This window comes from Staphylococcus sp. HMSC055A09 (assembly GCF_001809655.1).
Taxonomy (GTDB): Bacteria; Bacillota; Bacilli; order Staphylococcales; family Staphylococcaceae; genus Staphylococcus; species Staphylococcus capitis.
On the sequence record NZ_KV798369.1, the window covers coordinates 701,331 to 727,029 of the forward strand.

Sequence of the window (25,699 nt, forward strand, 5' to 3'; positions counted from 1 at the left end):
TGTGAAATGGTCTAGAAGAGTATGGCAAGATAGTGCCGTAATTCAAAAAGTAGTGGAAAGAACGGCTAGTAATGTGTCACTTAGGGGAAGACATCCTAATGAGTATGTAACTGTTTATGAGAAACATACTGTTACAAATATTTATAATGCAAGTAGATTGTTAGTTACTGAATCTGCACGTGTTCAGGCTGAATCACAGAAGCTAACTTATCTTAAAGATTTAGGTGAAGATGGCGAATATAAATATGTGGCCAAAATAGATAAAAAAACATCTAAAATATGTCACTCTTTAAATGATAAAGTATTTAAAGTTAAAGATATGATACCTGGAGTTAATGCTCCACCAATGCATCCATGGTGTAGAAGTACTACAGTACCGCATTTGGGAAACTGGCGGGATAAATTCTTTAATGAACGTAAAGATAAATATCAGATTAAAGATTACCTTAGCGAGTCAGGTGCACTTAGTAACAAAAATGATGAATACGGTGTTAAAAGAAGAAAGCACGCACAAACGTATTATAATTCAGTAAAAAATCGTGATAAACTGGCAGAGATAAAAACTATTGCAAACAATGTGAATATGAATGAAAAAGCGATTAAAAGAGTTTATGAACACCTATTTGAGAACAAGTATCTACTAGACAGTGGCATTAAACAATTTGACCCTGATTTTTATATGGCTCAAAGTTGGCAAAGATTGAGAAAAGGGAAAAATATTAAATCTATGGATGTAATAATGCTAAAGCACGAAGCACTTGAACACTTTTTAATGAATAAGTATAATTTAAGTTATAAAGAAGCACATATACTATCTGAAAAAAATACAATTACAGCGCATTAATTAAATAGAGGTGAGATTATTTGCTAATTTTAAAACTTCAAGAAAAAAATAACCAGACTGTTATATATAAATATTATCCTAATGATAATGAAAATATTAAGCCAGGTGTTATTCATGTGAATATAGACAGTCTTCAAATTATCAATGCTGAAAAATCTGAGATAGAAGATAAAGAAAAAGATAATTATTTTATACATGCTATCGAAAGAATAGAATTGAATACCAGTAAAAAAATGTTTCCCAAATCTGAACTTGTAGCTTGGGGATAGAGCACCTAACAAAGATATAGATTAAGGTGCTATTTTTATACACTTTTTTAACCTTCTACGGAAGGTTATTTTTTATGTCCAAAACGTGCTGATGACGTTATAAAAGCAAGTATGGAATACGCAGTCGACAGACTATAAACGGAGGTATATCTCATGGAAAACAACCAAAGTAATATTACTGAAGAAACGAAGCACAATGATAATTCAGAAACAATTCATGAACAATCGCAACAAAAGGAGAAAACATTCTCCCAAGAAGAAGTATCTCAAATGATTAAAGATCGTTTAGCAAGAGAAAGAAGAAAATCTGATGAACGTATTAGAAATGCAATTAAAGAAGCTAAGAAACTGGCAAAAATGAAACCAGTTCAATGCTTAATGAGTCCGGTGTTCAAATTTTAATAAATTAACCATAATAAAAAGATCTCGTCGCATTCTCACAATAATCAATCATTAACCTTTTATTTTCAAAGTAAATTAAGAATAGACGAAATCTCTTCAAATTTAAATAGCAGTATATTAAATTAACTTCAACAACTGTTCTACATTTTCTTCAGTAGTTGCCCAACTAGTCGCAAATCTTACAACACGGTGATTATCATCATATTTTTCCCACACTGCGAATTTAACTTTCTTCTCTAATTCTTTTATTTTATCGTTACTGAGTACAAAGAATAGTTGGTTCGTGGGTGAATCAAAATAGACTTGATATCCTTTTTCTAAAAATCCGTTTTTGACTTTCTTAGCCATATCAATCGCATGTTTACTAATTTTAAAATATAAATCATCTGTAAATAACTCTAAGAATTGGATACCAGTTAATCGACCTTTAGCTAGTAAAGCGCCATGGTGTTTAATAATGGTTGTAAAATTTTTTGGCTCATTATTCTTAGTGAATACAATTGCCTCACCACATAGTGCACCTATTTTAGTACCACCAATATAAAAGATGTCACAATATTTAGCTACATCTTCAATAGTGACGTCGGTATTTTCACTCATCAACCCGTAACCGAGTCTAGCACCATCCATAAATAATGGTATCTCATGTTGACGACAAACTTTGGCTAAACTATCTAATTCCTCTTTTGTATATAGTGTGCCATATTCTGTAGGATGAGAAATATAAACCATCCCCGGAAATACCATATGTTCTTTTTTGAAGTCACTATAAAAAGTTTCTAAGTAAGCTTCAACACCTTTAGCGGATATTTTCCCTTCTTCTGATGGGATGGCTAAAACTTTATGGCCACTAAATTCAATCGCGCCACCTTCATGAACCGCCACATGTCCCGTATCTGCTGATATAACACCTTCGTAACTTTTCAACATAGAATTGATAACTACTTGGTTTGTTTGAGTTCCACCAACTAAAAATCTTACAGTTGCCTCAGGACACTTGATAGTTTCTCTAATTTTATCAGCTGCTTGTGCTGAGAAGTCATCAAAGCCGTATCCAGCAGCTTGAACCATGTTTGTATCAATAAGTCGTTTGAGTACTTTCTCATGTGCACCTTCTAAGTAATCATTTTCAAATGAAATCATTAACTTTCCCTCCTAAGTTAAATCCAATCTTCAATATTATTCAATACATCTTGATGATTCACTTTTATTAGAAAAATAAATTCTCATTTTTAGGGGTAGTAAACAAGAAATGATTAACTAATAAAAATATCAAAAGATAGATAATTCTGAATATTCAATCGAATGTTGTTATTATACATCATGATAACTAAAATTAAAATATATTCCGAACAACCTATTTAAATAATTGGCAATTAAACAAATTGTTTCTGTAATAATTGAATTTTTATATGAAAAGTTCTATCATTTAATCAACATAAAGAAAGGGGAATGTACCTTATGCAACAAATTAAATTCAAAACATTTACAGAAGATTCTATTGAAAGATTGGAAAAAAGCGTTAATGATTTTCTTAAGTCAGATGAAGGTAGTGCATATAGCTTATTAAATATCACTATTAAACAAATTGAGGAGCGAAAGTTTCCAAATATAGAAGAAGATTATAACGCAATAGTAACTTTAGTTACTAAAGAATAATATAAGAGAAATATCCACTTGATATGATTCAGGTGGAAATACATATAGGAGTTAACATTCATGAATTTAGGATATTTTGGTACTATTTTAGCGATTTTATTAGTCCTAGGATTTATCATTAATTTGATACTTGCTTTTATTATCATTTTCTTGGAAAAGGACCGACGAAGTGCAAGTTCCACATGGGCATGGCTATTTGTACTTTTCTTATTACCAATAGTAGGATTCATTCTTTACTTATTCCTAGGTCGAACTGTTTCTAAGAAAAAGCTAGAGAAAAATAACGGAAAAGAGTTGGATGCTTTCCAAGATTTAGTTAAAGCACAAGCAAAAAGCTTTGAAAAATTAAATTTTAATTCTCCAAACGACCAAGTTACAAAACATCATGATTTAATCCGAATGTTATTGATGAAACAAGATGCTTTTTTAACAGAGAATAATAAAATTGAATTATTTACGGACGGTCATCAACTATTTGATAAAGTTATAGAGGATATCTATAACGCTAAAGATTATATTCATCTGGAGTATTATACATTTGAACTTGATGGCCTTGGAAATCGTATTATCGATGCGTTAGAAACTAAACTCAAAGAAGGCTTAGAAGTCAAATTATTATATGATGATGTAGGTTCGAAAAAAGTGAATATGGCTAAATTTAAAAAATTTAAGTCTCTAGGTGGAGAGGTTGAAGCCTTTTTTGCTTCTAAATTACCTATCATCAACTTTAGAATGAATAACCGAAATCACAGAAAAATTATTATCATAGATGGTCAAGTTGGCTATGTCGGTGGTTTTAATATAGGTGACGACTATTTAGGTCTAGGTAAATTAGGTTATTGGAGAGATACACACCTTCGTGTTCAAGGTGATAGTATTGACGCATTGCAACTAAGATTTATTCTGGATTGGAACTCACAAGCACATCGACCACAGTTCGAATATGACCAAAAATATTTCCCTAAAAAGATTGGGGAAAAAGGAGATAAAGCATTACAAATTGCATCGAGTGGACCAGCGTTCGATCTTCACCAAATTGAATATGGTTATACAAAAATGATAATGAGTGCAAGAAAATCAATTTATCTTCAAAGCCCTTACTTTATACCAGATCAATCTTATATTAACGCGCTGAAAATGGCTGCAAATAGTGGGGTAGACGTCAATTTGATGATTCCATGTAAACCTGATCATCCATTTGTATATTGGGCTACATTTTCAAATGCAGCTGATTTGTTAGATAGTGGTGTGAAAATTTATACTTATCAGAATGGATTTATACATTCTAAAATATTGATGATCGATGATGAAGTTTCATCTGTAGGTAGTGCGAACATGGACTTTAGAAGTTTCGAGTTAAACTTTGAAATTAATGCCTTTGTGTACGATAAAGAAATTGCACAACAATTGCGTCATGCTTTTGAAGAAGACGTGAAGAAATCAAAACTTCTTACCAAAGAAAAATATGAGCAACGTCCACTTTCAATTAAGTTTAAAGAAGATTTAGCTAAGTTAATTTCACCAATTTTATAAACTAATAATTAAGTAGAATCCTCGTTCGAAAGAGCGAGGATTTTTAGTTGGTAATAACTTTATTATGTAAACTAAAAAAATAAATGACAAATGTCACGTACTAATAATGACAAAATGAACTAAATTATGTACCTAGTAATTGATAAATTGTATATATCCTAAAGAAAAGGCGTGATTATTATGATAAAGATTAACAATTTATCTAAGTCCTTCAAGAAGACTAGTGTACTCAATGATATTAATTTAGAAATTAAGGAACATTCTTGTACAGCTTTGATTGGTAAAAATGGTGCAGGAAAGTCAACGCTTATAGATATATTAATTGGTAATATGCAAGGTGATAAGGGGGAGATTATCGATAAGTCTAGAATGATCAATCATCATAAAATGGCAATCTTATTTCAAAAAACTAATTTTCCTAAATTTTTCAAAGTAAAAGAATTATTTAAACTTCATCAGTCTTTTTACGCAAATTCGATATCAACATCACGTTTTTTAGATATTACTCAATTTAGTGAAACCCAAATGAATCAGATGGCAAATCAGTTATCTGGAGGACAAAAACGTATTCTTGATTTTGCATTAACACTCGTTGGTCGACCTGAATTTTTAATACTAGACGAGCCTACAACTGCTATGGATATTGAAACAAGAGAACATTTCTGGAGAATGATTGAGGATCTCAAATCAAAGAATGTCACGATTCTTTATACTTCTCATTACATTGAGGAGGTTGAGCGAATGGCTGATCATGTCGTCTTACTAGATGAAGGTCGAATTCAATTAAGTGATTCTCCTGAACAGATTAAAAATCAACAGACTTATTCCACAGTAGTTTTACCACCAATTTGTAAAGATATGGTTGAAGAGTTAGAGAATGAGTTTGAAATTGCAAAGTATAAAAATAATTATGAAGTGAGAACGAATCACGTTGATACAGTTATACAAAAGTTAATTGATAATCACATTGATTTAAACCAAATTGAAATTCATAAAACTTCATTATTAGATATTATGTTTTCGAATAATAGTGATCAAGAAGGAGTGACTTTATAATGGTAGCCACATTTTTTAAAACTGAATTTAAAGTGATGTTTAGAAAGAAGCTATATTTATTCATGTCTATATTTCTACCATTAGCATTCTATCTTTTATTTACTTCGTTGTTGGATTTACCTGAAGAAGCTAAAGAACCGTTTTATAAGGAGTATATGTACAGTATGACTGTATTTAGTTTATTAAATTTTTGTATGTTGTCATTTCCTCTAGACATGATTGAGGAGAGAAACAATGGTTGGTATAAACATTTGATGTCTACTCCTTTAAAGCCATCACAATATTATTTAGTAAAAGTCTTAAAAACCATGTGCCAATTTTTAGGAGCGATTATAGTTATTTTCACAGTGGCACACTTTTATAAAGATGTAAGTATGAATTTATCAGATTGGTTACTATCTGGAGTTACTTTATGGGTGGGAGCAAGTTTATTCTTAACTTTAGGACTGATTATTGCACAATTTAGTGATAGTCAAAAGGCGAGTAGTGTAGCAAATTTACTTAATATGGCTATGGCTATAGTAGGTGGTTTATGGTTTCCGATTAATACTTTTCCAGATTGGTTACAGACCATTTCTAAAAAAATGCCTACTTATCACTTAAAGCAAATGTCGTTAGATTTAGGTAAAGATAAAGGTATAAATTATGAGTCACTTGGCTTTTTACTTGTGTATAGTATAATTTTCCTAAGTATTGCTTTACTGATTAATAAAAAGAAAGATGTGTCTTAAATGAGATCAAAGCGTGGTTTTGGAGTAAGGATGGGTGAAATTTCTTCACTTATATATTTAATATTTCCGATATTTGGATTATTTTATAGTGAACATCAATATAATATTTTGGTGTATAGTATTATTTTATCTATCTTTACTATCTCGTATCTAATCCTTGTCCTCTTTCACACTAAGATAAATAAAAATCACTTATATATCTTTTTGCTTATCCATTATCTCTGCATCATGTATTTTGTTTATGCTTATGAACCATTATTGAGTATGTTCTTTTTTTATAGTGCATTTGCTTTACCCTTCATTTTCGATGTGGGAGTGAAATCAAAAGAATTTATAAGTTTTATTACTACAATGATTATATGTGCCTTTTTAACCTATATTACGCATCATGATTATGTGTATACGATGATAATTTACTACATCGTCATCTTGATGATTGCGTTTGGTAATTTTCAAGTGCGTAAAGATCGTAGGGTGCGTAAAGAACTCGAAGAGAAGAATAAATATATTAACGTACTTATAGCAGAACAAGAACGAAATCGTATTGGTCAAGATCTTCATGATACTTTGGGTCATGTGTTTGCAAGTTTAACGTTAAAATCTGAACTTGCCACTAAACTCCTTGATACCGACAAAGAGGCGGCTAGAAATGAAATGCGAGCAATTAATGAGTTATCTAGAGAGACACTTAATAAAGTACGCACTATTATAGATGACTTGAAAGTCCAATCATTTGAAGAGGAAGTTTTATCAGTAGAATCTATTCTTCATGATGCAAATTTGAATTTTATTTTCAAAAATAAAAGTGCTGCGAGGTCATTAAACCCGGCCAAGCAATCCATACTATCGATGATATTAAGAGAAGCGATTAATAATGTAATTAAACATGCACATGCCACAGAAGTTGTAGGGAAAATTAAAGAAAAGCAACACGAAATCACATTGATTGTGAGTGATAACGGGGTAGGTATCGATGGCGAAGTCGCGAGTTCGCTGAAAAGTATTAGAGAACGTACTGCATATTTAAATGGAGAAGTTGAAGTTCAATCAAATGAAGGCACTACAATAATAGTCAGAATTCCTAGGAGTGAATTAATGTGATATCACTAATAATAGCTGAAGATCAATTAATGTTAAGACAAGCCATGGTACAACTTATTGAAATGCATGAGGATATGAAAGTTTTAAATGATGTCGAGAATGGTGAAGAAGCACTTCAATTAATTGAAAATAAAGAACCCGATGTAGCCATCTTAGATATAGAGATTCCTGGTATGACTGGGTTAGAAATTTTAGCTCAAATTCGAGCTAAAGGGATAAATACTCGTGTAATTATAGTGACAACATTTAAGCGACCTGGTTACTTTGAGAAAGCTGTAGCTAACGATGTAGATGCCTATGTGTTGAAAGAACGTTCTGTAGAAGATTTAGTCAATACAATTTATAAAGTTATGAATGGTGAAAAAGAATATAGTACCTCATTGATGACTACTTTATTTAGTGAGTCAAATCCATTAACGCATAAGGAACAAGTTGTATTAAAAGAAATAGGCAACGGTTTAAGTAGTAAAGAAATTGCTGAAAAATTGTACTTGTCTAATGGTACTGTTAGGAATTATACAAGTACGATTATTGATAAAATGTGCTCTGAAAATCGCTTTGATGCATGGAAAAAAGCGATTGCTAAAGGATGGATATAAACTTTGATAGAATATATTACTTTTTAATTATTAATTTCGGGCGGTCAGTTTTATCTACATAATTAGATAATAGTGATAAAATTTCTACAACTTTGTGTGTGGGTGTTTCAATACTCAAGGTGTGTTGAAATATTTTTCCTTTAGCTGTTTTTACTTTATGCGTCACAGAGTTTGTGTCGATGATACAATCTAAAATTTCCATCGTTTCGTACCTCCAATCATAAGTTTTGTAAATATGTTAGTCTTAATAAAATTGTAAATAAATTTAGACTTTATCTACTTACAACTTTTATGTCGGAGATACATTTATAAAAATTATTCTTCTATAAAATAAAGCTGAATAGTTTAGTTGTAAAAATAGATATTATATTATTTCTGTAACTATACCACTTTAGATAATTATTACTCCTAATTTGTAAAATATTTTAAATTTGGTTTTAGCTAAATATATTTTTGCAAAAGCCTTATTAATATAAAAAACCATACGCTTTGCGTATGGTTCGTAAAAATTCTATTATCATTAATTGAATTTTTTAATTTATAACGACTTCTCTTCCTTAGGATAGTCTAACTTAAGAGAAGCCATTTGAATTTTCCCCTTGAAGTTTAAATTTTCCTTAGACCATTTTACCTTCACTTTTTCCTTTTATTTAGTGTTGATTGAATAATGTATACAATGAAACCAACTAAAATGCCTAATAATAAGGCTACTACAACACTTACTATAATAGGTAATTTAAATACTATTTGTAATACTACGCCTATGATTATTGCTACAATAATTGCGATTAAAGATATTTTACTTTCATTAGATGAATCCATCTATTTCACTCCTAACATTACATATTATAGCATGAGCTTACATTTTGAAAAAATAACTATTAGAAGAAGCTTTTGATTTATCAGTTTAAATTTAATATTGACTACAAAGTGATTTTTATTTAACATAAATCAGAATATAACGTGAAGTAAGGTGACATCTATGAAATCAAAAAAAGGATTATCGCTAATTGTTGTTGCATTAATCGCAATAATAGTAATACTATTTCAATTTATTAACCATGATGGGCCATTCGGTGCTCATCAATCAACGGAAGAAAATCAAAGCGCAGATTTGAAAGGGAAGGACAAAGTCTACGTTGAGCGTGTAGTGGATGGAGATACTTTTCTTGCTAAGAAAGATGGTGAGCGCATTAAAGTTAGAATGATTGGTATGGACACGCCTGAAACGGTTAAACCTAATACTCCTGTTCAACCCTATGGTAAAGAAGCATCAAATTATAGTAAGAAAGAGTTAACACATAAATATGTTTATTTAGAGTATGATAAAGAAAAAAATGATAGATATGGTCGAACTTTAGCTTACGTTTGGCTAAGTAAAAATAAGATGTTTAATAGAGAGCTAGTTGAGAAGGGGTTAGCTAGAGAGAAATACTATTCTCCAAATGGTAAGTACAGACAAATTCTTAAAAAAGCACAAGAAGAGGCGAAACAAAATAAAGTGAACTTATGGAGTTAATATATTTAAAGGCCAAGAGGATTTATTAGCAATCTTCTTGGCCTTTTTAATCTATGAAATGTTATTTAAAACTCTCAGATATTTCTTGGACTTGTTCATCATTGAGAGGGTGCTTAGAAAGTTGTATAGCATCTTCTATGACCTTTTCAAGAGAAGATTGAGTAGATACTGTATCCACATATTTATCACTTTCATCTGAACCTTCAATAATATTTACGCTACCATCACTGAAATAAACAACGCCGATACTTTGTATCTTAAATCGATAATCTGATTCAATTTGATCTTTAAGTGCTTTAGCATTGTTTGCAGCTTGTTGGTATGGATCTTGATCATAAAACTCGTATATCACACGATTATCTTGTAAGATTTCTGTAAATGTATAGACACCTGTAAGTGTCGTATTGAATTGGCTATGATATCTACTACTTACATAATGACCTACTATTTGATCAGTATCATAGGGTTGATTCTTTTCTTCAAAATGTTTATCTGGAACGTCGAAATGGTAGAAAGTTTTTTGATTCCAATTTTTTACGTCGACATTGATGAGTCCTACATCAGTGACAATAATAAAATCAAATGATCTTGCATATTCAAATAATGGGTGTTTCACAGCTAAATTATTTGTAGAAACAATTGAATATGTTTTTAATCGACCGTTGTTTTTAAAGCGATCCAAAATCTTTTGTAACTCACGCTTAGCATTTTTAAAAGCATGGTGTCCTACATCGTTATTAGAACTTAACATTTGATTCTTTAAAGCTAAATTTTCTTCGCTTAAAGTTGAATTTTTAGCAATTAATTGATTTCTAGCGTATTCTTCAGTCTCAACTCTATCTTTCATATATCTTTGATTTAAGACAATAGCTATAATCAAAATAATAATAATTACAGATAAAATGACCGTTACAGACATAAATATTCACCCAAATCTTAAGATTTTAAATTCTAATTTCAAAACAAATTATATACGTCTTAAAATTTGAGTTCAATCATTATGAGTACTAATAATGATTAAACTTTCTTGCGCTATATTTAATGTTTACAAAATTTTAAGAAATCGAAATCTTTACTCAATATCTAAAAGAACGTAATATAACTCTTTTTGTTTTTATGTATATATGAAAAGGCTATACTTTATAAATATATTAATTTTAATTTACTAAATGTTCACAATTCTGCGTTTGATAATTGTATATTTCGAATGTATAATTAAATTTATGAAAGCGCTTGCTTAAGGAGGTGTACGAATGAAACTTGAAGCACAAAAACCAGTCGACCAAATAGTTAAGATATTAATGGATACATCTACTCATATTTTTAAATTTCATGGTGAAGTTGCGATGCAGTTGTTTTTGAATGATGAGTTTAAGTTACCTAATAAAGTGGATATTTGCGTTGAACGCAAAAAATTAATTGAAATCGTCAAAGTTATACCTAAGTATTTCACTATAGAATATTATGGTAAGGCAAATGGGGTTTCGAAGAATAAAAAACTTTCATTATCTGAAGTTGCCCATGTAGAAGTATTCAAAGATGGAAATATGGTTCTCAATATTTTCGTTTATGATGTAGTAAATGATCAGTGGATATTCAGATTAGATAATAAAATCCGTTTACCAAAAAATAATATTTATTTTCACTCATTAAACTGGAATGTAGATTATATAAAACCTGAAATAGTTTTAATGTATGATTTAATGGATAATCAAAATTATCATCAATTTTCAAATTATAAGGCTGTGATTGATTCACTAAGTTATTATCAATTTTATATTTTAAAATTAGTAGTAGGGAAAAAACGTATTGAAGAAGCGGTAATAAATAATAGAAAAATATCATAAAAAGATTTCTACGACATACACTTGATATAGACTAAAGTAGTATATGTATTGTAGAAATCTTTTTATCTTTTATGAACATAAATTTTTTAAACAAATACCATGGTAACAAAATTCATAAGTTGATAGGACAGCTTTTTCTGCATCTTCAACTCGTATACCGAACATCATTGATATTTCAGAAGCCCCTTGGTTAATCATTTTTAAGTTAATATTAGATTCTGAAAGTGCATGAGTGATTTTACTCGCTGTACCAACTACTTGATTCATTCCTTCTCCAACGATCATTAAAATTGCTAGGTCGTGGTCAACGCTAAGTTCATCTACTTCACACCGTTTTCTGATTTCATTTAAAACTTGACTTTCTTTACCTTTGATTTGATTCGTACGCATTATAATACTGATATTATCAATACCAGATGGCATATGATCAAATGAGATATTAAACTCCTCTAATACGGCTAGAATCTTTCGTGTAAATCCTACCTGTCTATTCATCAAATATTTCTTAATATTGATAACTGTAAAGCCTTTGTCGCAACTTATACCACTAATTACATTGTCCGAATTTACTTCTCTGTCATGCCGAATATAGGTACCTTTATCATTTGGGCGATTCGTATTTTTTATTACAACAGGTATCCGATCCTTATATAAAGGTTGTAGCGCTTCATCGTGAAAAACTCCAAACCCTGCATATGAAAGTTCTCGCATTTCTCTATAAGTAATCTCTTCAATTAACTCCGGCTTATCTATAATTGTTGGATTTGCTTTGAAAATACCTGACACATCAGTGAAGTTTTCATAAAGAGATGCTCTTACACCTCTAGCAATTATAGCACCGGTAATATCTGAACCGCCTCGGGGGAAGGTTACAATATAATTTTGTTTAGAAATTCCAAAGAAACCAGGGATAATAAGCTTTTCTTTATAATTACGTAATTTATAAATCTTTTCATATGAAGAATCTATAATTTGAGCTTGTTGTGGCAAATCCGTCACAGTGAGTCCGGCTTCTTTAGGAGAAACATACCGTGTAGGGATACCTTGACTATTATTGTAGCTTGCAATCAATTGCGCATTGAAATCTTCTCCACATGATAATAAAGCGTCGTATAAACGTGAAGGTTTATCATAAAGTTGGTTAATGTAAAGTTCTAACGTTTCATCAATGGTAGTTAATATTTCATCATCCATATCTAACTCTTTTACAATGTCAGCATAGCGTTGAATAATTTCTTTTTTCTTATTTTGATAATCTAAACCATTGAGTACTTTTTCATATAAACGAATGAGTAAATCAGTTGTTTTGGTATCATTATTACTCCTTTTACCTGGGGCAGAAACAATAATTATCTTGCGCTCAGGGTCTCCATTTACAATATCTAATACCTTTTTAATTTGTTTAGCATTGGAGACAGAACTACCTCCGAATTTAGCAACTTTCATGAGTTATCAACCTTTCTAAAAAATCAGAAAATTCTATTCAGTTTTCTGATTAAGCATGGTACTATAGATTTATATTTTCAATATTAAGAACTTTACAAAAATTAAGAATAATTTTATACTAAACCATTATTTAGTATTTTTCAAATGTACAATTGTTTTTCTCAAAAGCACAATAGGAGGTATGATACATGAAAGAATTGAATATTGCATTACTTGGTCTAGGAACTGTTGGATCAGGTGTTGTCAAAATTATTGAGGAGAATAGGCAACAAATTAAAGATACCATCAATAAAGATATTGTCATTAAGCATATTTTAGTACGTGATAAATCAAAAAAGCGTCCATTAAATATTAGCCAATATCATTTAACTGAAGATATTGATGAGATATTAGGGGATGAATCAATTGATATTGTTATTGAGGTAATGGGAGGTATAGAACCTACAGTCGATTGGTTAAGAACTGCACTTAAAAATAAAAAACATGTGATAACTGCTAACAAAGATTTATTAGCAGTTCATTTAAAATTATTGGAAGATTTAGCAGAGAGTAATGGCGTAGCCTTAAAGTTTGAAGCAAGTGTTGCGGGCGGTATTCCAATTGTTAATGCGATTAATAATGGTTTAAACGCTAATAATATTTCAAAATTTATGGGTATTTTGAACGGAACTTCTAATTTTATTCTTACAAAAATGACCCGAGAACAGACAAGTTTCGAGGATGCTCTTGATGAAGCTCAAAGATTAGGATTCGCCGAAGCGGATCCTACAGATGATGTGGAAGGTGTCGATGCTGCGCGTAAAGTTGTCATTACATCTTATCTATCATTTAACCAAGTAATTAAACTTAATGATGTGAAGTTAACGGGTATTAGTGGAACAACATTATCAGATATAAATGCTGCTGATCAATTAGGCTTTAAAATAAAACTAATTGGTAAAGGTACATATGAAAATGGCCATGTTCACGCTTCAGTTGAGCCAACGCTTATTCATAAGTCACATCAACTTGCAGCTGTTGAGAATGAATATAACGCTATTTATGTTATAGGTGATGCTGTAGGAGACACAATGTTTTATGGTAAAGGCGCTGGTAGCTTAGCCACGGGAAGCGCTGTTGTAAGTGATTTACTCAATGTAGCTTTATTCTTTGAATCGAACCTTCACACGTTGCCACCTCATTTTGAATTAAAAACTGATGAAACGAGAGAGATGATGGATGGGGAAGAACCTGTTGTAATCCAAGAAAAGTTAAATTACTACATTGTTTTACAAAATAATCATTTAACATTTGATAAGATTGAAAATGATATCAAAGCACTGTTGCCATTCCATAAGTCACTTCAAATTGCTGAAAGAGATGAGAATACAGTAGCAGTGATAATTATAGGATTGGATCAATCTCCAGAGGATGTTCTTAATAAATCAGGATACGAAGTCGAAAAGATTTATCCTGTAGAAGGAGTTTAATAAATATGAAAAGATGGCAAGGATTAGTACAAGAATTTAAAGAGTATTTACCAGTTAATGAAGAGACACCACAAATTACTCTAAACGAGGGTAGTACGCCACTTATTTATTGTGAAAAGTTATCTGAAAAACTTGATATAGAATTGTATGTGAAATATGAAGGTGCCAACCCTACAGGATCATTTAAAGATCGTGGCATGGTTATGGCGGTCACTAAAGCTAAAGAACAGGGTAAAAAGATAGTGATATGTGCATCTACAGGAAATACATCAGCTTCAGCAGCGGCTTATGCAGCGCGAGCAGGTTTAAAAGCAATAGTAGTTATACCTGAAGGTAAGATTGCACTCGGAAAATTATCACAAGCTGTAATGTATGGTGCAGAAATTGTCTCAATTGAAGGCAACTTTGATGAAGCACTAGAGATTGTTAAAGAAATTGCTAAAGAGAACAGCGATATTGAATTAGTGAACTCAGTGAATCCTTTTAGAATTGAAGGACAGAAAACTGGGGCATTCGAAATCGTTGAACAATTAGAACAAGCTCCAGACGTATTGGCAATTCCTGTTGGTAATGCCGGAAATATTACTGCTTATTGGAAAGGTTTTAAAGAATATAATGAGAAAAAAGGTAGTCAATTACCTCAATTGTTTGGTTTCCAAGCAGCAGGTGCAGCGCCAATTGTTCAAAATAAAGTCATAAAAAATCCAGAAACAGTTGCTACAGCCATCCGTATCGGTAACCCAGCAAGTTGGCAGAAAGCAGTTAAAGCATTAGAGGAATCTAACGGATTAATAGATAGCGTAACAGATGATGAAATACTTGAAGCTTATCAATTAATGACTACAAATGAAGGTGTGTTTAGTGAACCAGCAAGTAACGCATCAATCGCAGGTTTAATTAAACTTCATAGAGCAGGTAAACTTCCAAAAGGTAAAAAAGTAGTGGCAGTTTTAACTGGTAATGGCTTAAAAGATCCAGATACAGCAATCTCCTTATTGGACAACCCAATTCAACCTTTACCTAATGACAAGGACAGTATCATAAAATACATTAAAGGGGCAATTTGATATGGAAGAAGTTTTAAAACTTAAGATTCCAGCTTCAACTGCTAATTTAGGCGTAGGTTTTGATTCTATAGGAATGGCATTAGATAAATATTTATACATGTCTATTAAAGAAATAAAAGGATATGCTTGGGAATTCTTGTATTATAGTCCTGAATTAGAAACGTTACCCAAAGATGAAAGTAATTATATATATAAAGTTGCACAAGAAGTTGCAGAAAAATATAAAGTAACATTACCTTGTTTACAAATTGAAATGAGAAGTGATATCCCACTAGCTAGAGGATTAGGTTCCTCTGCTTCAGCGCTAGTGGGCGCTTTATATATTGCAAACTATTTTGGTAATATTCAATTATCACAATATGAGTTATTGCAATTAGCTACTGAAATTGAAGGTCACCCTGATAATGTTGCTCCAACTATATATGGGGGATTAATTTCTGGCTATTATAACCCAGAGACAAAAGTTACAGATGTCGCACGTATAGATGTTCCTAAGGTTGATATTATTCTAACGATTCCACCGTATGAATTACGTACAGAGGACTCTAGAAATGTTTTGCCTGAAACCTTTTCACATAAAAAAGCAGTACAAAATAGTGCGATTAGTAATACTATGATATGTGCCTTAATTCAACATAAATACGGCTTAGCTGGTAAAATGATGGAACAAGATGGGTTTCATGAACCGTTTAGACAACATCTTATTCCAGAGTTTGAGGAAGTACGCCAATTATCGCGAGAACACCAAGCATACGCAACTGTCATCAGTGGTGCAGGTCCTACAATTTTAACTTTGTGTCCTAGAGAACGTAGTGGCGAATTAGTAAGAGCATTAAGAGATCGAATCACTCATTGTACCTCTGAGCTTGCTACAATTAATGAGAAGGGCGTTATAGAAGAAGTTGTGTACCTAAAGTCCTAAACTATTGTAAAATATAGATAAGAATGATTTTTTGATTAAGTCACGGAAGGAGTTCTTTTGCTATATGAGTAAATTTAAAATGATAGTTTTGGATATGGATGATACTTTAATGAACAGTGACAATGAAGTGTCAGCCGAAACTAAATCCTATTTGATAGATATTCAAGATAAAGGATATAGCGTAGTTCTAGCATCTGGTAGACCTACTGAAGGGATGATACCCGTAGCTAGAGAATTACAGTTAAATCACAATGAGAGTTTTATAATTAGCTACAACGGTGGCAAAACAATTAAAATGTCCAATGAAGAAGTTGAAGTAAGTAAACCAGTTTCTAAAGACAATTTTGATTTAATTGTAGATTATTGTAGAGAAAGAGGATTTCTAGTTTTAACGTATGATAACGGTTATATCATTCATGATAGTGATCACGAATATATGAATATTGAATCTGAATTGACTGGTTTACCAATGAAAAGAGTCGAAGATATTAAATCATGTATTAATCATGATGTACCTAAAGTTATGGGTGTAGATTATGTAGGTAATATTACTGAAGCGCGTGTAGATCTTAATGGTTTCTTCAATGAGGACATAGATGTAACGACAAGTAAACCATTCTTCTTAGAATTTATGGCTAAAGATGTCTCTAAAGGAAATGCAATCAAAGCATTATGTAAGAAAGAAAATATTAATTTAGAAGAAGTAGTAGTGTTTGGAGATAGTTTAAACGATCAATCTATGTTTGACGTAGCTGGTTATTCAGTTGCGATGGGTAATGCTAGTGAAGAACTTAAAGAAAGCGCTGATGTAGTTACCTTAGATAACAATTCAGAGGGGATTCCTCATATGTTGAAGAAATTAATCTAACTTAAAATAAAATTACTAAAAATACAGGTTTTAACATATTTAAATGGACTGGGAAGAAGAGTTATTCATACCAGTCCATTTTTGCGTTATTCCATTTTGACAATAGCTTGAGTGTTTATTTTATTTAGCAGTATGTGTCCAATCATGTTTCCCTTTATATCTTTTTATGTGTGCATAGACTTGGTCAGCAGCATAATCAAGATTAGTATATACAGTAATAGTAAAAGCTGATTGATTGTCTTCGAAGGGTTCTTCTAAAAATACATCTTTGAGATGTGTAAATAAATCATTCATTTGATCATGTTTTAAACTAGGGTATTCCCTTAGCGTGTGCTTTAATAAGTTGCCATTTTTTTCTTCAAGGGCTTGAACCACAATGACAAAACGTTCATCTTGTTTTATAACATCATCGAATAAGTTAGTTTGTCCAACCATGTTATCCACCTCTAAACCTTTTTATTACTTATATTATACATGATTACTTTTCAACATAAAATATTCAAAGCTGTCGTAAAAGAAGTTTATTTTAAAAAAAGAATAAAGTAAATTAATGAAAGTAATAAAATAAAAAGACGACAATTCTTATTAGGAATCATCGTCTTTGTAATTAATTTTTATAATTATGTGGAGTTAAATCCATTTCTTCTAATTTAACAAAATGAGTGCGTTTAATTAATTTATGCACGAAATAAATAATTGAAAGGATAATGATAGGTGCAAAGTTTCTTAAAACGCTTAATAAATCTCCGGTAATAATACTACTGTAAGAATTACCTAATAATAAAAACAATAACGTAATAATTACAATTATTGGACCTACTGGATAAAATGGTGCTTTATAAGGGAGTAATTCATCAGGATTTTTACCTTGTCTTTTAATTGCCCTACGCAATCTAATCTGAGACCATATACTAGATCCCCATACTACAATAACCATTGAACCAATGATGTTTAATAGATTAAACACAGCATTTGCATTGAAATTTGCATATATTATAACAAGTATAATAAGGATGTAGGTTGTAACTAAAGCACGCATAGGTAATTTAGTTTGTTTGTTTAATTTGCCGAAAAATTTAGGAGCCTGACCATCGGCGCTTAGAGAAAATAGCATTCTACTCGTTGTATATATACCTGAATTTGCTGCTGATAATAATGAAGTCAAAATAACTGCATTAATAACTGATGCAGCAAATGCGATTCCAATTCTATCGAATACAATAGTAAATGGACTTTGTGAGACCGATTTATGCTCATTTAATAATAATGGATCAGTATAAGGTATAATTGCAGCTATAACTGCGATAGATAACACATAGAATAATAAAATTCTCCAGAATACTTGTTTTATAGCTTTTGGCATTGATTTTTGAGGATTATTTGATTCACCTGCAGTAACAGCGACGACTTCAGTACCGCCTACAGAGAAACCAGCTACAAGTAATACGCTTAATAATCCTGATATACCCCCAACAAATGGTGCTTGACCTTTAGTATAATTATCAAAGCCGTAAGAATGACCACCTAATATACCAAATATCATTAATATACCAACAATGATGAAAACAATGATTGTTATTACCTTGATGAGTGATAACCAAAATTCAGTTTCTCCAAAAGCTTTTACTGAAAATATATTAATCAAGAAAATAAAAGTTAAAAATATTAAACTCCATGCTAGGGGACTAAGTACTTTAAATACATCCCAAAATTGGAGGACATTCGATGCCACAATAATGTCTACACTTGTTACAAGTGACCACATTCCCCAATATAACCATCCCATCGTGAAACCTAGAGATGGATCTACAAAGCGAGTTGAATAAGAACTGAATGATCCTGATACTGGGTAAAAAGTTGCTAGTTCTCCAATAGATGACATTAAAAAGTAAAGCATAATTCCTATTAGAATATAAGCTAATATAGCGCCACCGGGACCTGCTTGCGAAATCACACTAGCAGTTGCAACGAATAAACCTGTTCCGATAGCGCCACCAATTGCAATCATGGATATGTGTCTCGATTTGAGTCCACGTTTCATATTGTTATCTTCCATAAGGTGTCTCCCATCTATTTAAATATATCCACCATTTTAATCTTTTTAGGTATAGTATTCAATAACTTTTTAGCACTTTAAAGCGGAAATATTTAAAAATTTTCTGAAATTTAAATTTAATTAGGAATTGGGTTTAATAACTACTTAAAACGGGTTTATTTAAAATATATATTAGATTATAATTATTACAAATTAGAATTTGTGAGGGGGAGCTAGCCATGTCTAAACAAGATGGTAGATTAACTGGTCTATTTGGTGCACCAGTATCAGATAGAGAAAATAGTATGACAGCAGGGCCACGAGGTCCATTATTAATGCAAGATGTTTATTATTTAGAACAAATGTCACATTTTGACAGAGAAGTAATTCCAGAGCGACGTATGCACGCTAAAGGTTCTGGCGCATTTGGTACTTTTACTGTCACAAATGACATTACTCAATACACAAATGCTAAAATTTTCTCTGAAGTTGGTAAACAAACAGAAATGTTTGCACGTTTCTCAACAGTTTCAGGTGAACGTGGTGCGGCTGACTTAGAAAGAGATATACGTGGATTTGCGTTGAAATTTTATACTGAAGACGGTAACTGGGATTTAGTTGGGAATAATACACCAGTGTTCTTCTTCAGAGATCCTAAATTATTTATTAGTTTAAATCGCGCTGTTAAAAGAGATCCACGTACTAACATGAGAAGCCCTCAAAACAACTGGGATTTTTGGACTGGCATTCCAGAATCTTTACATCAAGTAACAATTTTAATGTCAGATCGTGGTATGCCTAAAGGTTTCCGTAATATGCACGGTTTCGGCTCACATACTTATTCAATGTACAATGACGCAGGTGAACGTGTATGGGTGAAATATCATTTTAGAACGCAACAAGGTATCGAAAATTATACTGATGAAGAAGCTGCTGAAATCGTAGGTGGAGATAGAGATTCATCTCAAAGGGATTTATACAATGCCATCGAACGAGGGGATTATCCTAAATGGAAAATGTATATCCAAGTGATGACAGAAGAACAAGCAAAAAATCATCCACATAATCCATTTGATTTAACTAAAGTATGGTATAAAGATGATTATCCATTAATTGAAGTAGGCGAATTTGAATTAAATCGCAATCCTGAAAACTATTTCTTAGATGTAGAACAGGCTGCATTTGCACCAACTAATATAGTACCAGGGTTAGATTTTTCTCCGGATAAAGTGCTGCAAGGGAGATTATTCTCTTATGGAGATGCTCAGAGATATCGTTTAGGTGTCAATCATTGGCAAATCCCTGTCAATCAACCTAAAGGTGTTGGCGTTGAAAACTTATGTCCATTTAGTCGCGATGGGCAAATGCGTTTCTTAGATAACAACCAAGGTGGCGGTCCTCACTATTATCCAAATAACCAAGGTGTATATGATTCACAACCTGAGTTTAAAAAACCATCATTCCCTGTAGATGGTGATGGATATGAATATAACTTCCGTCAAGATGATGATAACTACTTCGAACAACCTGGTAAGTTATTCAGACTACAATCAGATGATGCTAAAGAACGTATCTTTACTAACACAGCTAATGCAATGGATGGGGTGACTGAAGACGTTAAAGTACGCCACATTCGTCATTGTTATAAAGCTGATCCTGATTATGGTAAAGGAGTAGCAAAAGCTTTAGGTATCGATATTAATCAAATTGATTTAGAAACTGAAGAAGATGAAACATACGAAAACTTTAAATAATATAATTGTAAAAGATGAGATTGCATGTTGACATCAATTATGATAAAATTTTAAATCGTAAGAATTCCTAACAACATTAGAAAGGGTGTTTAACGTGCGCGTAAATATTACTTTAGCTTGCACAGAATGTGGCGATCGTAACTATATTACAACTAAAAATAAACGTAACAATCCAGAACGTATTGAAATGAAAAAATATTGTCCTAGATTAAACAAATATACGTTACATCGTGAAACTAAATAATTTCTTATCTTTCAAATACGACAATTTGAAATTTATAGTCTCTCCTATAATGAAATAGGAGAGACTTTTTTTATTGAAAAGATATAAATCAGGTTTAGTAGCTTTAAAATTTTTCCTTGTATAAATTAAAATTTATGTTATTCTATAAAACGTAATAATTACGATTTGTGAAAAGAGGTTAAATTAAATGGCGAAAAAATCTAAAGTAGTTAAAGAACAAAAAAGAGAAGAACTTGTAAATAAATATTATGAATTACGTAAAGAACTAAAAGCAAAAGGTGATTATGAAGCGCTTAGAAAACTCCCTAGAGATTCTTCACCTACGAGATTAACTAGAAGATGTAAAGTAACAGGACGTCCAAGAGGTGTTTTACGTAAATTTGAAATGTCTCGAATTGCTTTCCGAGAACATGCACATAAAGGTCAAATTCCTGGTGTGAAAAAATCAAGTTGGTAAAAATGAATTTATGTCTTTTGTCCATTTACATTAGTAAAAAAACAATGTACAGTTAATAAGGATAAAGAATAACTGAATAATATGTGTAAATTTAATATAATTATTCGGTTTTAAAGCGTTATCCGATTAAAATTTTTAATTGTAAGGGGCAAATTACAAAAATGAAGATTTTTGACTATGAAGATATACAATTAATACCTAATAAATGCATTGTTAACAGCCGTTCTGAATGTGATACTTCAATTAAATTTGGACCACGCACATTCAAATTACCAGTAGTTCCGGCTAACATGCAGACGGTAATGAATGAAGAGCTTGCACAATGGTTCGCACAAAATGATTATTTTTATATTATGCATCGCTTTGATGAAGAAGCTAGAATTCCATTTATTAAAAAGATGCAAGATGAGGGGCTATTCGCTTCTATTTCTGTTGGAGTAAAAGAAAATGAATTTAAATTCATTGAAGAACTTGCTTCAAAATCTTTAGTTCCAGAATATATCACAATTGATATTGCGCATGGCCATTCAGACTCAGTCATCAATATGATTAAACATATTAAAAACCACATACCTAAAAGTTTTGTTATTGCAGGTAATGTTGGCACACCTGAAGGCGTTAGAGAACTTGAAAATGCTGGTGCTGATGCAACAAAAGTTGGTATTGGTCCAGGTCGTGTATGTATAACTAAAATTAAAACAGGATTTGGTACTGGAGGTTGGCAATTAGCTGCACTTAACATTTGTAGTAAAGCAGCTCGAAAACCTATTATTGCTGATGGTGGTTTAAGAACTCATGGTGATATAGCTAAATCAATTCGTTTTGGTGCATCAATGGTAATGATTGGTTCGTTATTCGCTGCACATGAAGAGTCACCAGGAGAAACTGTTGAACTTGAAGGTAAAAAATATAAAGAATATTTTGGAAGTGCCTCAGAATTTCAAAAAGGTGAACATAAAAATGTTGAGGGTAAAAAAATGTTTGTTGAACATAAAGGTTCACTGAAAGATACTTTAATTGAAATGCAACAAGATTTACAAAGTTCAATATCTTATGCCGGTGGAAAAGATCTGAAATCACTAAGAACTGTAGACTATGTTATCGTGAGAAACTCAATTTTCAATGGTGATAGAGACTAAGTTTAAATAGTAGGTGTAAAAAATTAAAAGATTTCTATTATTCTTTGTAGTTTTATTATGTATCATTATTTTCACACCCATTAAAGAAGCTAAGCCATTAGTAGATTTTCAAAAAGAAGTTCGACAACAAGTTGATACATGGATTAACCACGATTCAAATGTAAACGATAAATCATTATCTGTTCCTAAAAAACAAGAATTTGCACTTAGTAATATCCAAATGAATATGTCTAAGCAAGCCGTTGAAAGTAAATTAGGTCATCCAAAACGTATGACTTCTAATGAATATGGAACTAAGTGGTACACATATTATAATAAAGATTATGATAACTTTATTATGATTAGTTATATTAAAAACCACGTTAATGCCATGTACTCAAATCAAAATATTATATCTTCAAAATCTAAAATTAAGTACGCTACTCCTAAACATACTGTAAGAGAACGGTTAGGTAATCCTATAGAATATATTAGTAAAGGGCGATATCGTTTTGAGGTAAAAAATAATGAATATGATGTTTTCCATAAAGATCACATTTATACAACAGTTTTTTACGACAAACATGAAAAAAATGGAGTGACTGCATTATTACAAGTAAGTGAAAATATGGAAAATCGCTTGCGTCAACAATATGGCGTGCCATCTAGAGAATTAGAAAAAAGCTTTGAATTACAAAATTATGATTTAGTTAACTCGGAAAGAAAGCAACATGGCTTAAATACACTAAATTATTCAAGTAAAATTTCTAATACTGCTAGAAAGCATAGTAAAAATATGTCTGAAAATAACTTTTTCGATCATACAGATAATAAAGGGGATTCTCCTTTTGATAGATTGAAAAAAGATCGTATTGATTTCAATGCGGCAGGAGAAAATCTTGCTTATGGTCAAATCAATAGTATTTATGCTCATGAAGGATTAATGAATTCACTAGGTCATAGGAAGAGCATACTAAATACGCATTATCGAAATTTAGGCGTAGGTGTAGATTTTAATAAAGAGAAGCAACCATTTTGGACTGAGAATTATACAGAATAAGAGTTTATCTTAAGTAGATAAGGGTAAAATAAATTCGTAAGGATGTAGATAAGCATGAAAACGAATAAAGATAAACAACCCGATATACTTGATAAAATAAAAGATGTATTAAACAAAGATTCTAAACAGAAGACAAGGTAGTTCGATAAGAACTACCTTGTCTTTTAGTATTTATATGAGATTTTTATAGAGGTCTTGATATAGGAGGGCTTAAATAGAGAGAAATTGATAGTTACATTTCTCTGTATAACCCTATGACTTTACCAACAACAATAACATTATCTAAATAAATAGGATCCATAGTACTATTTTCAGGTTGTAATCGGTAACGGTTTTTCTCTTTATAGAAGCGTTTAACAGTAGCTTCTTCGTCTTCAGTCATTGCTACTATAATGTCGCCGTTTTCAGCTATCGTTTGGCTTCTTACAATCACTTTGTCACCGTCTAGAATACCAGCTTCAATCATACTTTCTCCTACTACATTTAATATGAAAATGTCACTATTATGTGTTGAAGTTAAATGTTCAGGTAGTGGGAAATACTCTTCAATGTTCTCAACAGCTGTAATAGGAACACCGGCAGTAACTTTACCTATTACTGGTACGTGAATCGTTTCCTCAACATTAACTTCCTCTAGTTGTTCACTAACAATTTCAATAGCTCTAGGTTTAGTAGGGTCTCTTCGAATATAACCTTTTTCTTCTAATCTTGATAAATGTCCATGTACGGTTGAACTAGATGCTAAGCCCACTGCTTCGCCAATTTCTCTAACACTAGGTGGATAACCCTTAGTTTGTACAATGTGTTTAATGTAATCATAAATCTCACTTTGACGTTTAGTTAATTCTCTCATATATAGGCACTCCCTAATTTTATTTAAGTACATTATAGCATTAATTATCTTCGAAAACAAACGTTTGTTCGTTTTAGTGTTGACACAGAACATTCGTTCTGATAAATTAAATATACAAACAAACGTTCTAGGAGTGAGATTAATGTTAATTAAGACAAAACAAAAGTTTTTAATATATATAGCTGTAGTACTCATCTCTTGCATGGTTTTCCTAACATTCTTTTTAAGTGTAAATCAAAGTGCGCATTCAGAACAAACGTACGAAATGACAGATCATGAAATTCATCAACAGGATAATAATAAATCAAACTATAAAGTTGAAGACAAACAAAATAGCGAACAAAATGACACTTCAGTGTTCGCTTTAGTTAATTAGTAATTTATTAAAAATATGATGAGTAAGTATTGTTAATGAGCGTAACTATTTGGTTACGTTCATTTTTTTGATATATTCTACACAAGAATTTAAAGTAGGAAATCATATATATTTTAAGAGTCTTACACATTTTTTTAAAAATTTAACAAGGAGCGTGACGATAATGTCTAAGGAAGATTTAAATATAGATAGAATCAATGAGCTAGCTAAAAAGAAAAAAGAAAAAGGTTTAACAGAAGAGGAAGCTAAGGAACAATCTAAATTAAGAAAGCAATATTTAGATTCATTTAGAAAAGGGTTCAAGCAACAGCTTGAAAATACTAAAGTAATAGATCCTGAAGGAAATGATGTTACACCTGAAAAGCTTAAAAAAATTCAATCTGAGAAAAACAATAAATAATGGAAGAAGGTTGTTCAAGGTAGTTCTTGAACAATTTGTATGAGCTGATTTATCAGATTTTTCTTTATCA

The 25,699-nt window shown here is 31.4% G+C and carries 30 protein-coding genes and 1 pseudogene; 23 read left to right on the plus strand and 8 right to left on the minus strand.

Annotation, left to right across the window (positions count from 1 at the left end; all coding sequences use genetic code 11):
* The 4 genes and pseudogenes from HMPREF2642_RS11880 to HMPREF2642_RS08900 all read left to right on the plus strand — a co-directional run.
* Positions 1–844 (plus strand): minor capsid protein (locus tag HMPREF2642_RS11880; protein ID WP_256276645.1); only part of this gene is annotated, 844 nt, incomplete at its 5' end.
* Between the two features lie 20 nt (positions 845–864).
* Entirely contained in the window at positions 865–1,113 is a 249-nt protein-coding gene (locus HMPREF2642_RS08895) for a hypothetical protein (protein ID WP_023350352.1), read from the plus strand.
* Positions 1,114–1,182: 69 nt separating this feature from the next.
* A pseudogene (locus tag HMPREF2642_RS11630) lies at positions 1,183–1,276 on the plus strand (hypothetical protein); the annotation flags it as partial.
* Positions 1,267–1,515 carry a DUF4355 domain-containing protein gene (locus HMPREF2642_RS08900; protein ID WP_051673304.1) on the plus strand — a complete coding sequence of 83 codons (249 nt, stop codon included), beginning with the start codon at positions 1,267–1,269 and terminating at the stop codon, positions 1,513–1,515. The pseudogene HMPREF2642_RS11630 and the gene HMPREF2642_RS08900, both read left to right, overlap by 10 nt.
* A gap of 117 nt (positions 1,516–1,632) precedes the next feature.
* Here the strand turns inward: HMPREF2642_RS08900 and HMPREF2642_RS08905 are convergent, their stop codons facing one another.
* Positions 1,633–2,658, minus strand: a complete 1,026-nt coding sequence (locus HMPREF2642_RS08905; RefSeq protein WP_030064855.1) for a threonine aldolase family protein — start codon at positions 2,656–2,658, stop codon at positions 1,633–1,635.
* Positions 2,659–2,976: 318 nt separating this feature from the next.
* On the opposite strand from HMPREF2642_RS08905, the gene HMPREF2642_RS08910 reads away from it, so the two are divergent.
* The 6 genes from HMPREF2642_RS08910 to HMPREF2642_RS08935 all read left to right on the plus strand — a co-directional run bounded on the left by HMPREF2642_RS08910 (position 2,977) and on the right by HMPREF2642_RS08935 (position 8,194).
* Positions 2,977–3,174 (plus strand): hypothetical protein, encoded by a 198-nt coding sequence (locus HMPREF2642_RS08910; protein ID WP_002433822.1) that lies wholly within the window; start codon positions 2,977–2,979, stop codon positions 3,172–3,174.
* Between the two features lie 60 nt (positions 3,175–3,234).
* Positions 3,235–4,707: a cardiolipin synthase gene (gene cls, locus HMPREF2642_RS08915; protein WP_070597790.1), complete on the plus strand. Its 1,473-nt coding sequence runs from the start codon at positions 3,235–3,237 to the stop codon at positions 4,705–4,707.
* A 180-nt stretch (positions 4,708–4,887) separates the two neighbouring features.
* The gene (locus HMPREF2642_RS08920; RefSeq protein WP_030064860.1) at positions 4,888–5,763 is read left to right on the plus strand and encodes an ABC transporter ATP-binding protein; all 876 of its coding nucleotides are present in this window, start codon (positions 4,888–4,890) and stop codon (positions 5,761–5,763) included.
* Positions 5,763–6,494 (plus strand): ABC transporter permease, encoded by a 732-nt coding sequence (locus HMPREF2642_RS08925; RefSeq protein WP_002433649.1) that lies wholly within the window; start codon positions 5,763–5,765, stop codon positions 6,492–6,494. Before HMPREF2642_RS08920 ends, HMPREF2642_RS08925 begins: the two co-directional genes overlap by 1 nt.
* The gene (locus tag HMPREF2642_RS08930; RefSeq protein ID WP_002470020.1) at positions 6,495–7,595 is read left to right on the plus strand and encodes a sensor histidine kinase; all 1,101 of its coding nucleotides are present in this window, start codon (positions 6,495–6,497) and stop codon (positions 7,593–7,595) included.
* Positions 7,592–8,194: a response regulator transcription factor gene (locus tag HMPREF2642_RS08935; protein WP_002433771.1), complete on the plus strand. Its 603-nt coding sequence runs from the start codon at positions 7,592–7,594 to the stop codon at positions 8,192–8,194. The genes HMPREF2642_RS08930 and HMPREF2642_RS08935 overlap by 4 nt, the downstream gene beginning before the upstream one ends.
* Before the next feature lie 16 nt (positions 8,195–8,210).
* On the opposite strand, the gene HMPREF2642_RS08940 is transcribed toward HMPREF2642_RS08935, so the two are convergent.
* Positions 8,211–8,396 carry a hypothetical protein gene (locus HMPREF2642_RS08940; protein WP_030064864.1) on the minus strand — a complete coding sequence of 62 codons (186 nt, stop codon included), beginning with the start codon at positions 8,394–8,396 and terminating at the stop codon, positions 8,211–8,213.
* A gap of 431 nt (positions 8,397–8,827) precedes the next feature.
* Positions 8,828–9,016, minus strand: coding sequence for a hypothetical protein (locus HMPREF2642_RS08945; protein WP_030063687.1), 189 nt, complete (start codon positions 9,014–9,016; stop codon positions 8,828–8,830).
* A 160-nt stretch (positions 9,017–9,176) separates the two neighbouring features.
* Between HMPREF2642_RS08945 and HMPREF2642_RS08950 the strand changes: the two genes are divergently transcribed.
* A complete protein-coding gene (locus HMPREF2642_RS08950) occupies positions 9,177–9,713 on the plus strand; it encodes a thermonuclease NucI (RefSeq protein ID WP_049428573.1) in 537 nt (178 codons plus the stop codon).
* 61 nt (positions 9,714–9,774) lie between these two features.
* On the opposite strand, the gene HMPREF2642_RS08955 is transcribed toward HMPREF2642_RS08950, so the two are convergent.
* A complete protein-coding gene (locus HMPREF2642_RS08955; RefSeq protein ID WP_070597791.1) occupies positions 9,775–10,632 on the minus strand; it encodes an NERD domain-containing protein in 858 nt (285 codons plus the stop codon).
* A gap of 334 nt (positions 10,633–10,966) precedes the next feature.
* Here HMPREF2642_RS08955 and HMPREF2642_RS08960 point away from each other — a divergent pair, with 334 nt between their 5' ends.
* Positions 10,967–11,560: a hypothetical protein gene (locus HMPREF2642_RS08960; RefSeq protein WP_070597792.1), complete on the plus strand. Its 594-nt coding sequence runs from the start codon at positions 10,967–10,969 to the stop codon at positions 11,558–11,560.
* A 69-nt stretch (positions 11,561–11,629) separates the two neighbouring features.
* Here HMPREF2642_RS08960 and HMPREF2642_RS08965 read toward each other — a convergent pair whose 3' ends face one another.
* Positions 11,630–13,006, minus strand: a complete 1,377-nt coding sequence (locus HMPREF2642_RS08965; RefSeq protein ID WP_023350340.1) for an aspartate kinase — start codon at positions 13,004–13,006, stop codon at positions 11,630–11,632.
* A gap of 188 nt (positions 13,007–13,194) precedes the next feature.
* Here HMPREF2642_RS08965 and HMPREF2642_RS08970 point away from each other — a divergent pair, with 188 nt between their 5' ends.
* The 4 genes from HMPREF2642_RS08970 (at position 13,195) to HMPREF2642_RS08985 (ending at position 17,332) form a co-directional block, all read left to right on the plus strand.
* The gene (locus HMPREF2642_RS08970) at positions 13,195–14,475 is read left to right on the plus strand and encodes a homoserine dehydrogenase (protein ID WP_030063680.1); all 1,281 of its coding nucleotides are present in this window, start codon (positions 13,195–13,197) and stop codon (positions 14,473–14,475) included.
* A gap of 5 nt (positions 14,476–14,480) precedes the next feature.
* Complete coding sequence (gene thrC / locus HMPREF2642_RS08975; RefSeq protein WP_023350338.1) at positions 14,481–15,542, plus strand: threonine synthase; 1,062 nt, start codon at positions 14,481–14,483, stop codon at positions 15,540–15,542.
* 1 nt (position 15,543) lies between these two features.
* Complete coding sequence (gene thrB / locus HMPREF2642_RS08980) at positions 15,544–16,464, plus strand: homoserine kinase (protein ID WP_002433614.1); 921 nt, start codon at positions 15,544–15,546, stop codon at positions 16,462–16,464.
* Positions 16,465–16,528: 64 nt separating this feature from the next.
* Entirely contained in the window at positions 16,529–17,332 is an 804-nt protein-coding gene (locus HMPREF2642_RS08985) for a Cof-type HAD-IIB family hydrolase (protein ID WP_030063677.1), read from the plus strand.
* A 120-nt stretch (positions 17,333–17,452) separates the two neighbouring features.
* Here the strand turns inward: HMPREF2642_RS08985 and HMPREF2642_RS08990 are convergent, their stop codons facing one another.
* Both HMPREF2642_RS08990 and HMPREF2642_RS08995 read right to left on the minus strand, forming a co-directional pair.
* The gene (locus tag HMPREF2642_RS08990; RefSeq protein ID WP_002433981.1) at positions 17,453–17,767 is read right to left on the minus strand and encodes a hypothetical protein; all 315 of its coding nucleotides are present in this window, start codon (positions 17,765–17,767) and stop codon (positions 17,453–17,455) included.
* Between the two features lie 172 nt (positions 17,768–17,939).
* The gene (locus tag HMPREF2642_RS08995) at positions 17,940–19,388 is read right to left on the minus strand and encodes an amino acid permease (protein WP_002433697.1); all 1,449 of its coding nucleotides are present in this window, start codon (positions 19,386–19,388) and stop codon (positions 17,940–17,942) included.
* Positions 19,389–19,606: 218 nt separating this feature from the next.
* Between HMPREF2642_RS08995 and HMPREF2642_RS09000 the strand changes: the two genes are divergently transcribed.
* From HMPREF2642_RS09000 to HMPREF2642_RS09020, 5 genes are all read left to right on the plus strand, one after another.
* The gene (locus HMPREF2642_RS09000; protein WP_037548939.1) at positions 19,607–21,121 is read left to right on the plus strand and encodes a catalase; all 1,515 of its coding nucleotides are present in this window, start codon (positions 19,607–19,609) and stop codon (positions 21,119–21,121) included.
* A gap of 94 nt (positions 21,122–21,215) precedes the next feature.
* Positions 21,216–21,365, plus strand: a complete 150-nt coding sequence (rpmG, locus tag HMPREF2642_RS09005; protein ID WP_001831295.1) for a 50S ribosomal protein L33 — start codon at positions 21,216–21,218, stop codon at positions 21,363–21,365.
* Between the two features lie 187 nt (positions 21,366–21,552).
* Positions 21,553–21,822, plus strand: coding sequence for a 30S ribosomal protein S14 (rpsN, locus tag HMPREF2642_RS09010; protein ID WP_002433763.1), 270 nt, complete (start codon positions 21,553–21,555; stop codon positions 21,820–21,822).
* 161 nt (positions 21,823–21,983) lie between these two features.
* Positions 21,984–22,961, plus strand: coding sequence for a GMP reductase (gene guaC / locus HMPREF2642_RS09015; RefSeq protein WP_023350332.1), 978 nt, complete (start codon positions 21,984–21,986; stop codon positions 22,959–22,961).
* 22 nt (positions 22,962–22,983) lie between these two features.
* Positions 22,984–24,000: a CAP domain-containing protein gene (locus tag HMPREF2642_RS09020; protein WP_030062736.1), complete on the plus strand. Its 1,017-nt coding sequence runs from the start codon at positions 22,984–22,986 to the stop codon at positions 23,998–24,000.
* Positions 24,001–24,232: 232 nt separating this feature from the next.
* On the opposite strand, the gene lexA is transcribed toward HMPREF2642_RS09020, so the two are convergent.
* The gene (gene lexA, locus HMPREF2642_RS09025) at positions 24,233–24,853 is read right to left on the minus strand and encodes a transcriptional repressor LexA (RefSeq protein WP_002433936.1); all 621 of its coding nucleotides are present in this window, start codon (positions 24,851–24,853) and stop codon (positions 24,233–24,235) included.
* Between the two features lie 142 nt (positions 24,854–24,995).
* Between lexA and sosA the strand changes: the two genes are divergently transcribed.
* Together sosA and HMPREF2642_RS09035 are read left to right on the plus strand one after the other, a co-directional pair.
* Positions 24,996–25,229: a DNA damage-induced cell division inhibitor SosA gene (sosA, locus tag HMPREF2642_RS09030; RefSeq protein WP_023350330.1), complete on the plus strand. Its 234-nt coding sequence runs from the start codon at positions 24,996–24,998 to the stop codon at positions 25,227–25,229.
* A 163-nt stretch (positions 25,230–25,392) separates the two neighbouring features.
* Positions 25,393–25,629, plus strand: a complete 237-nt coding sequence (locus HMPREF2642_RS09035) for a DUF896 domain-containing protein (protein WP_002433819.1) — start codon at positions 25,393–25,395, stop codon at positions 25,627–25,629.
* Positions 25,630–25,699 lie beyond the last annotated feature (70 nt).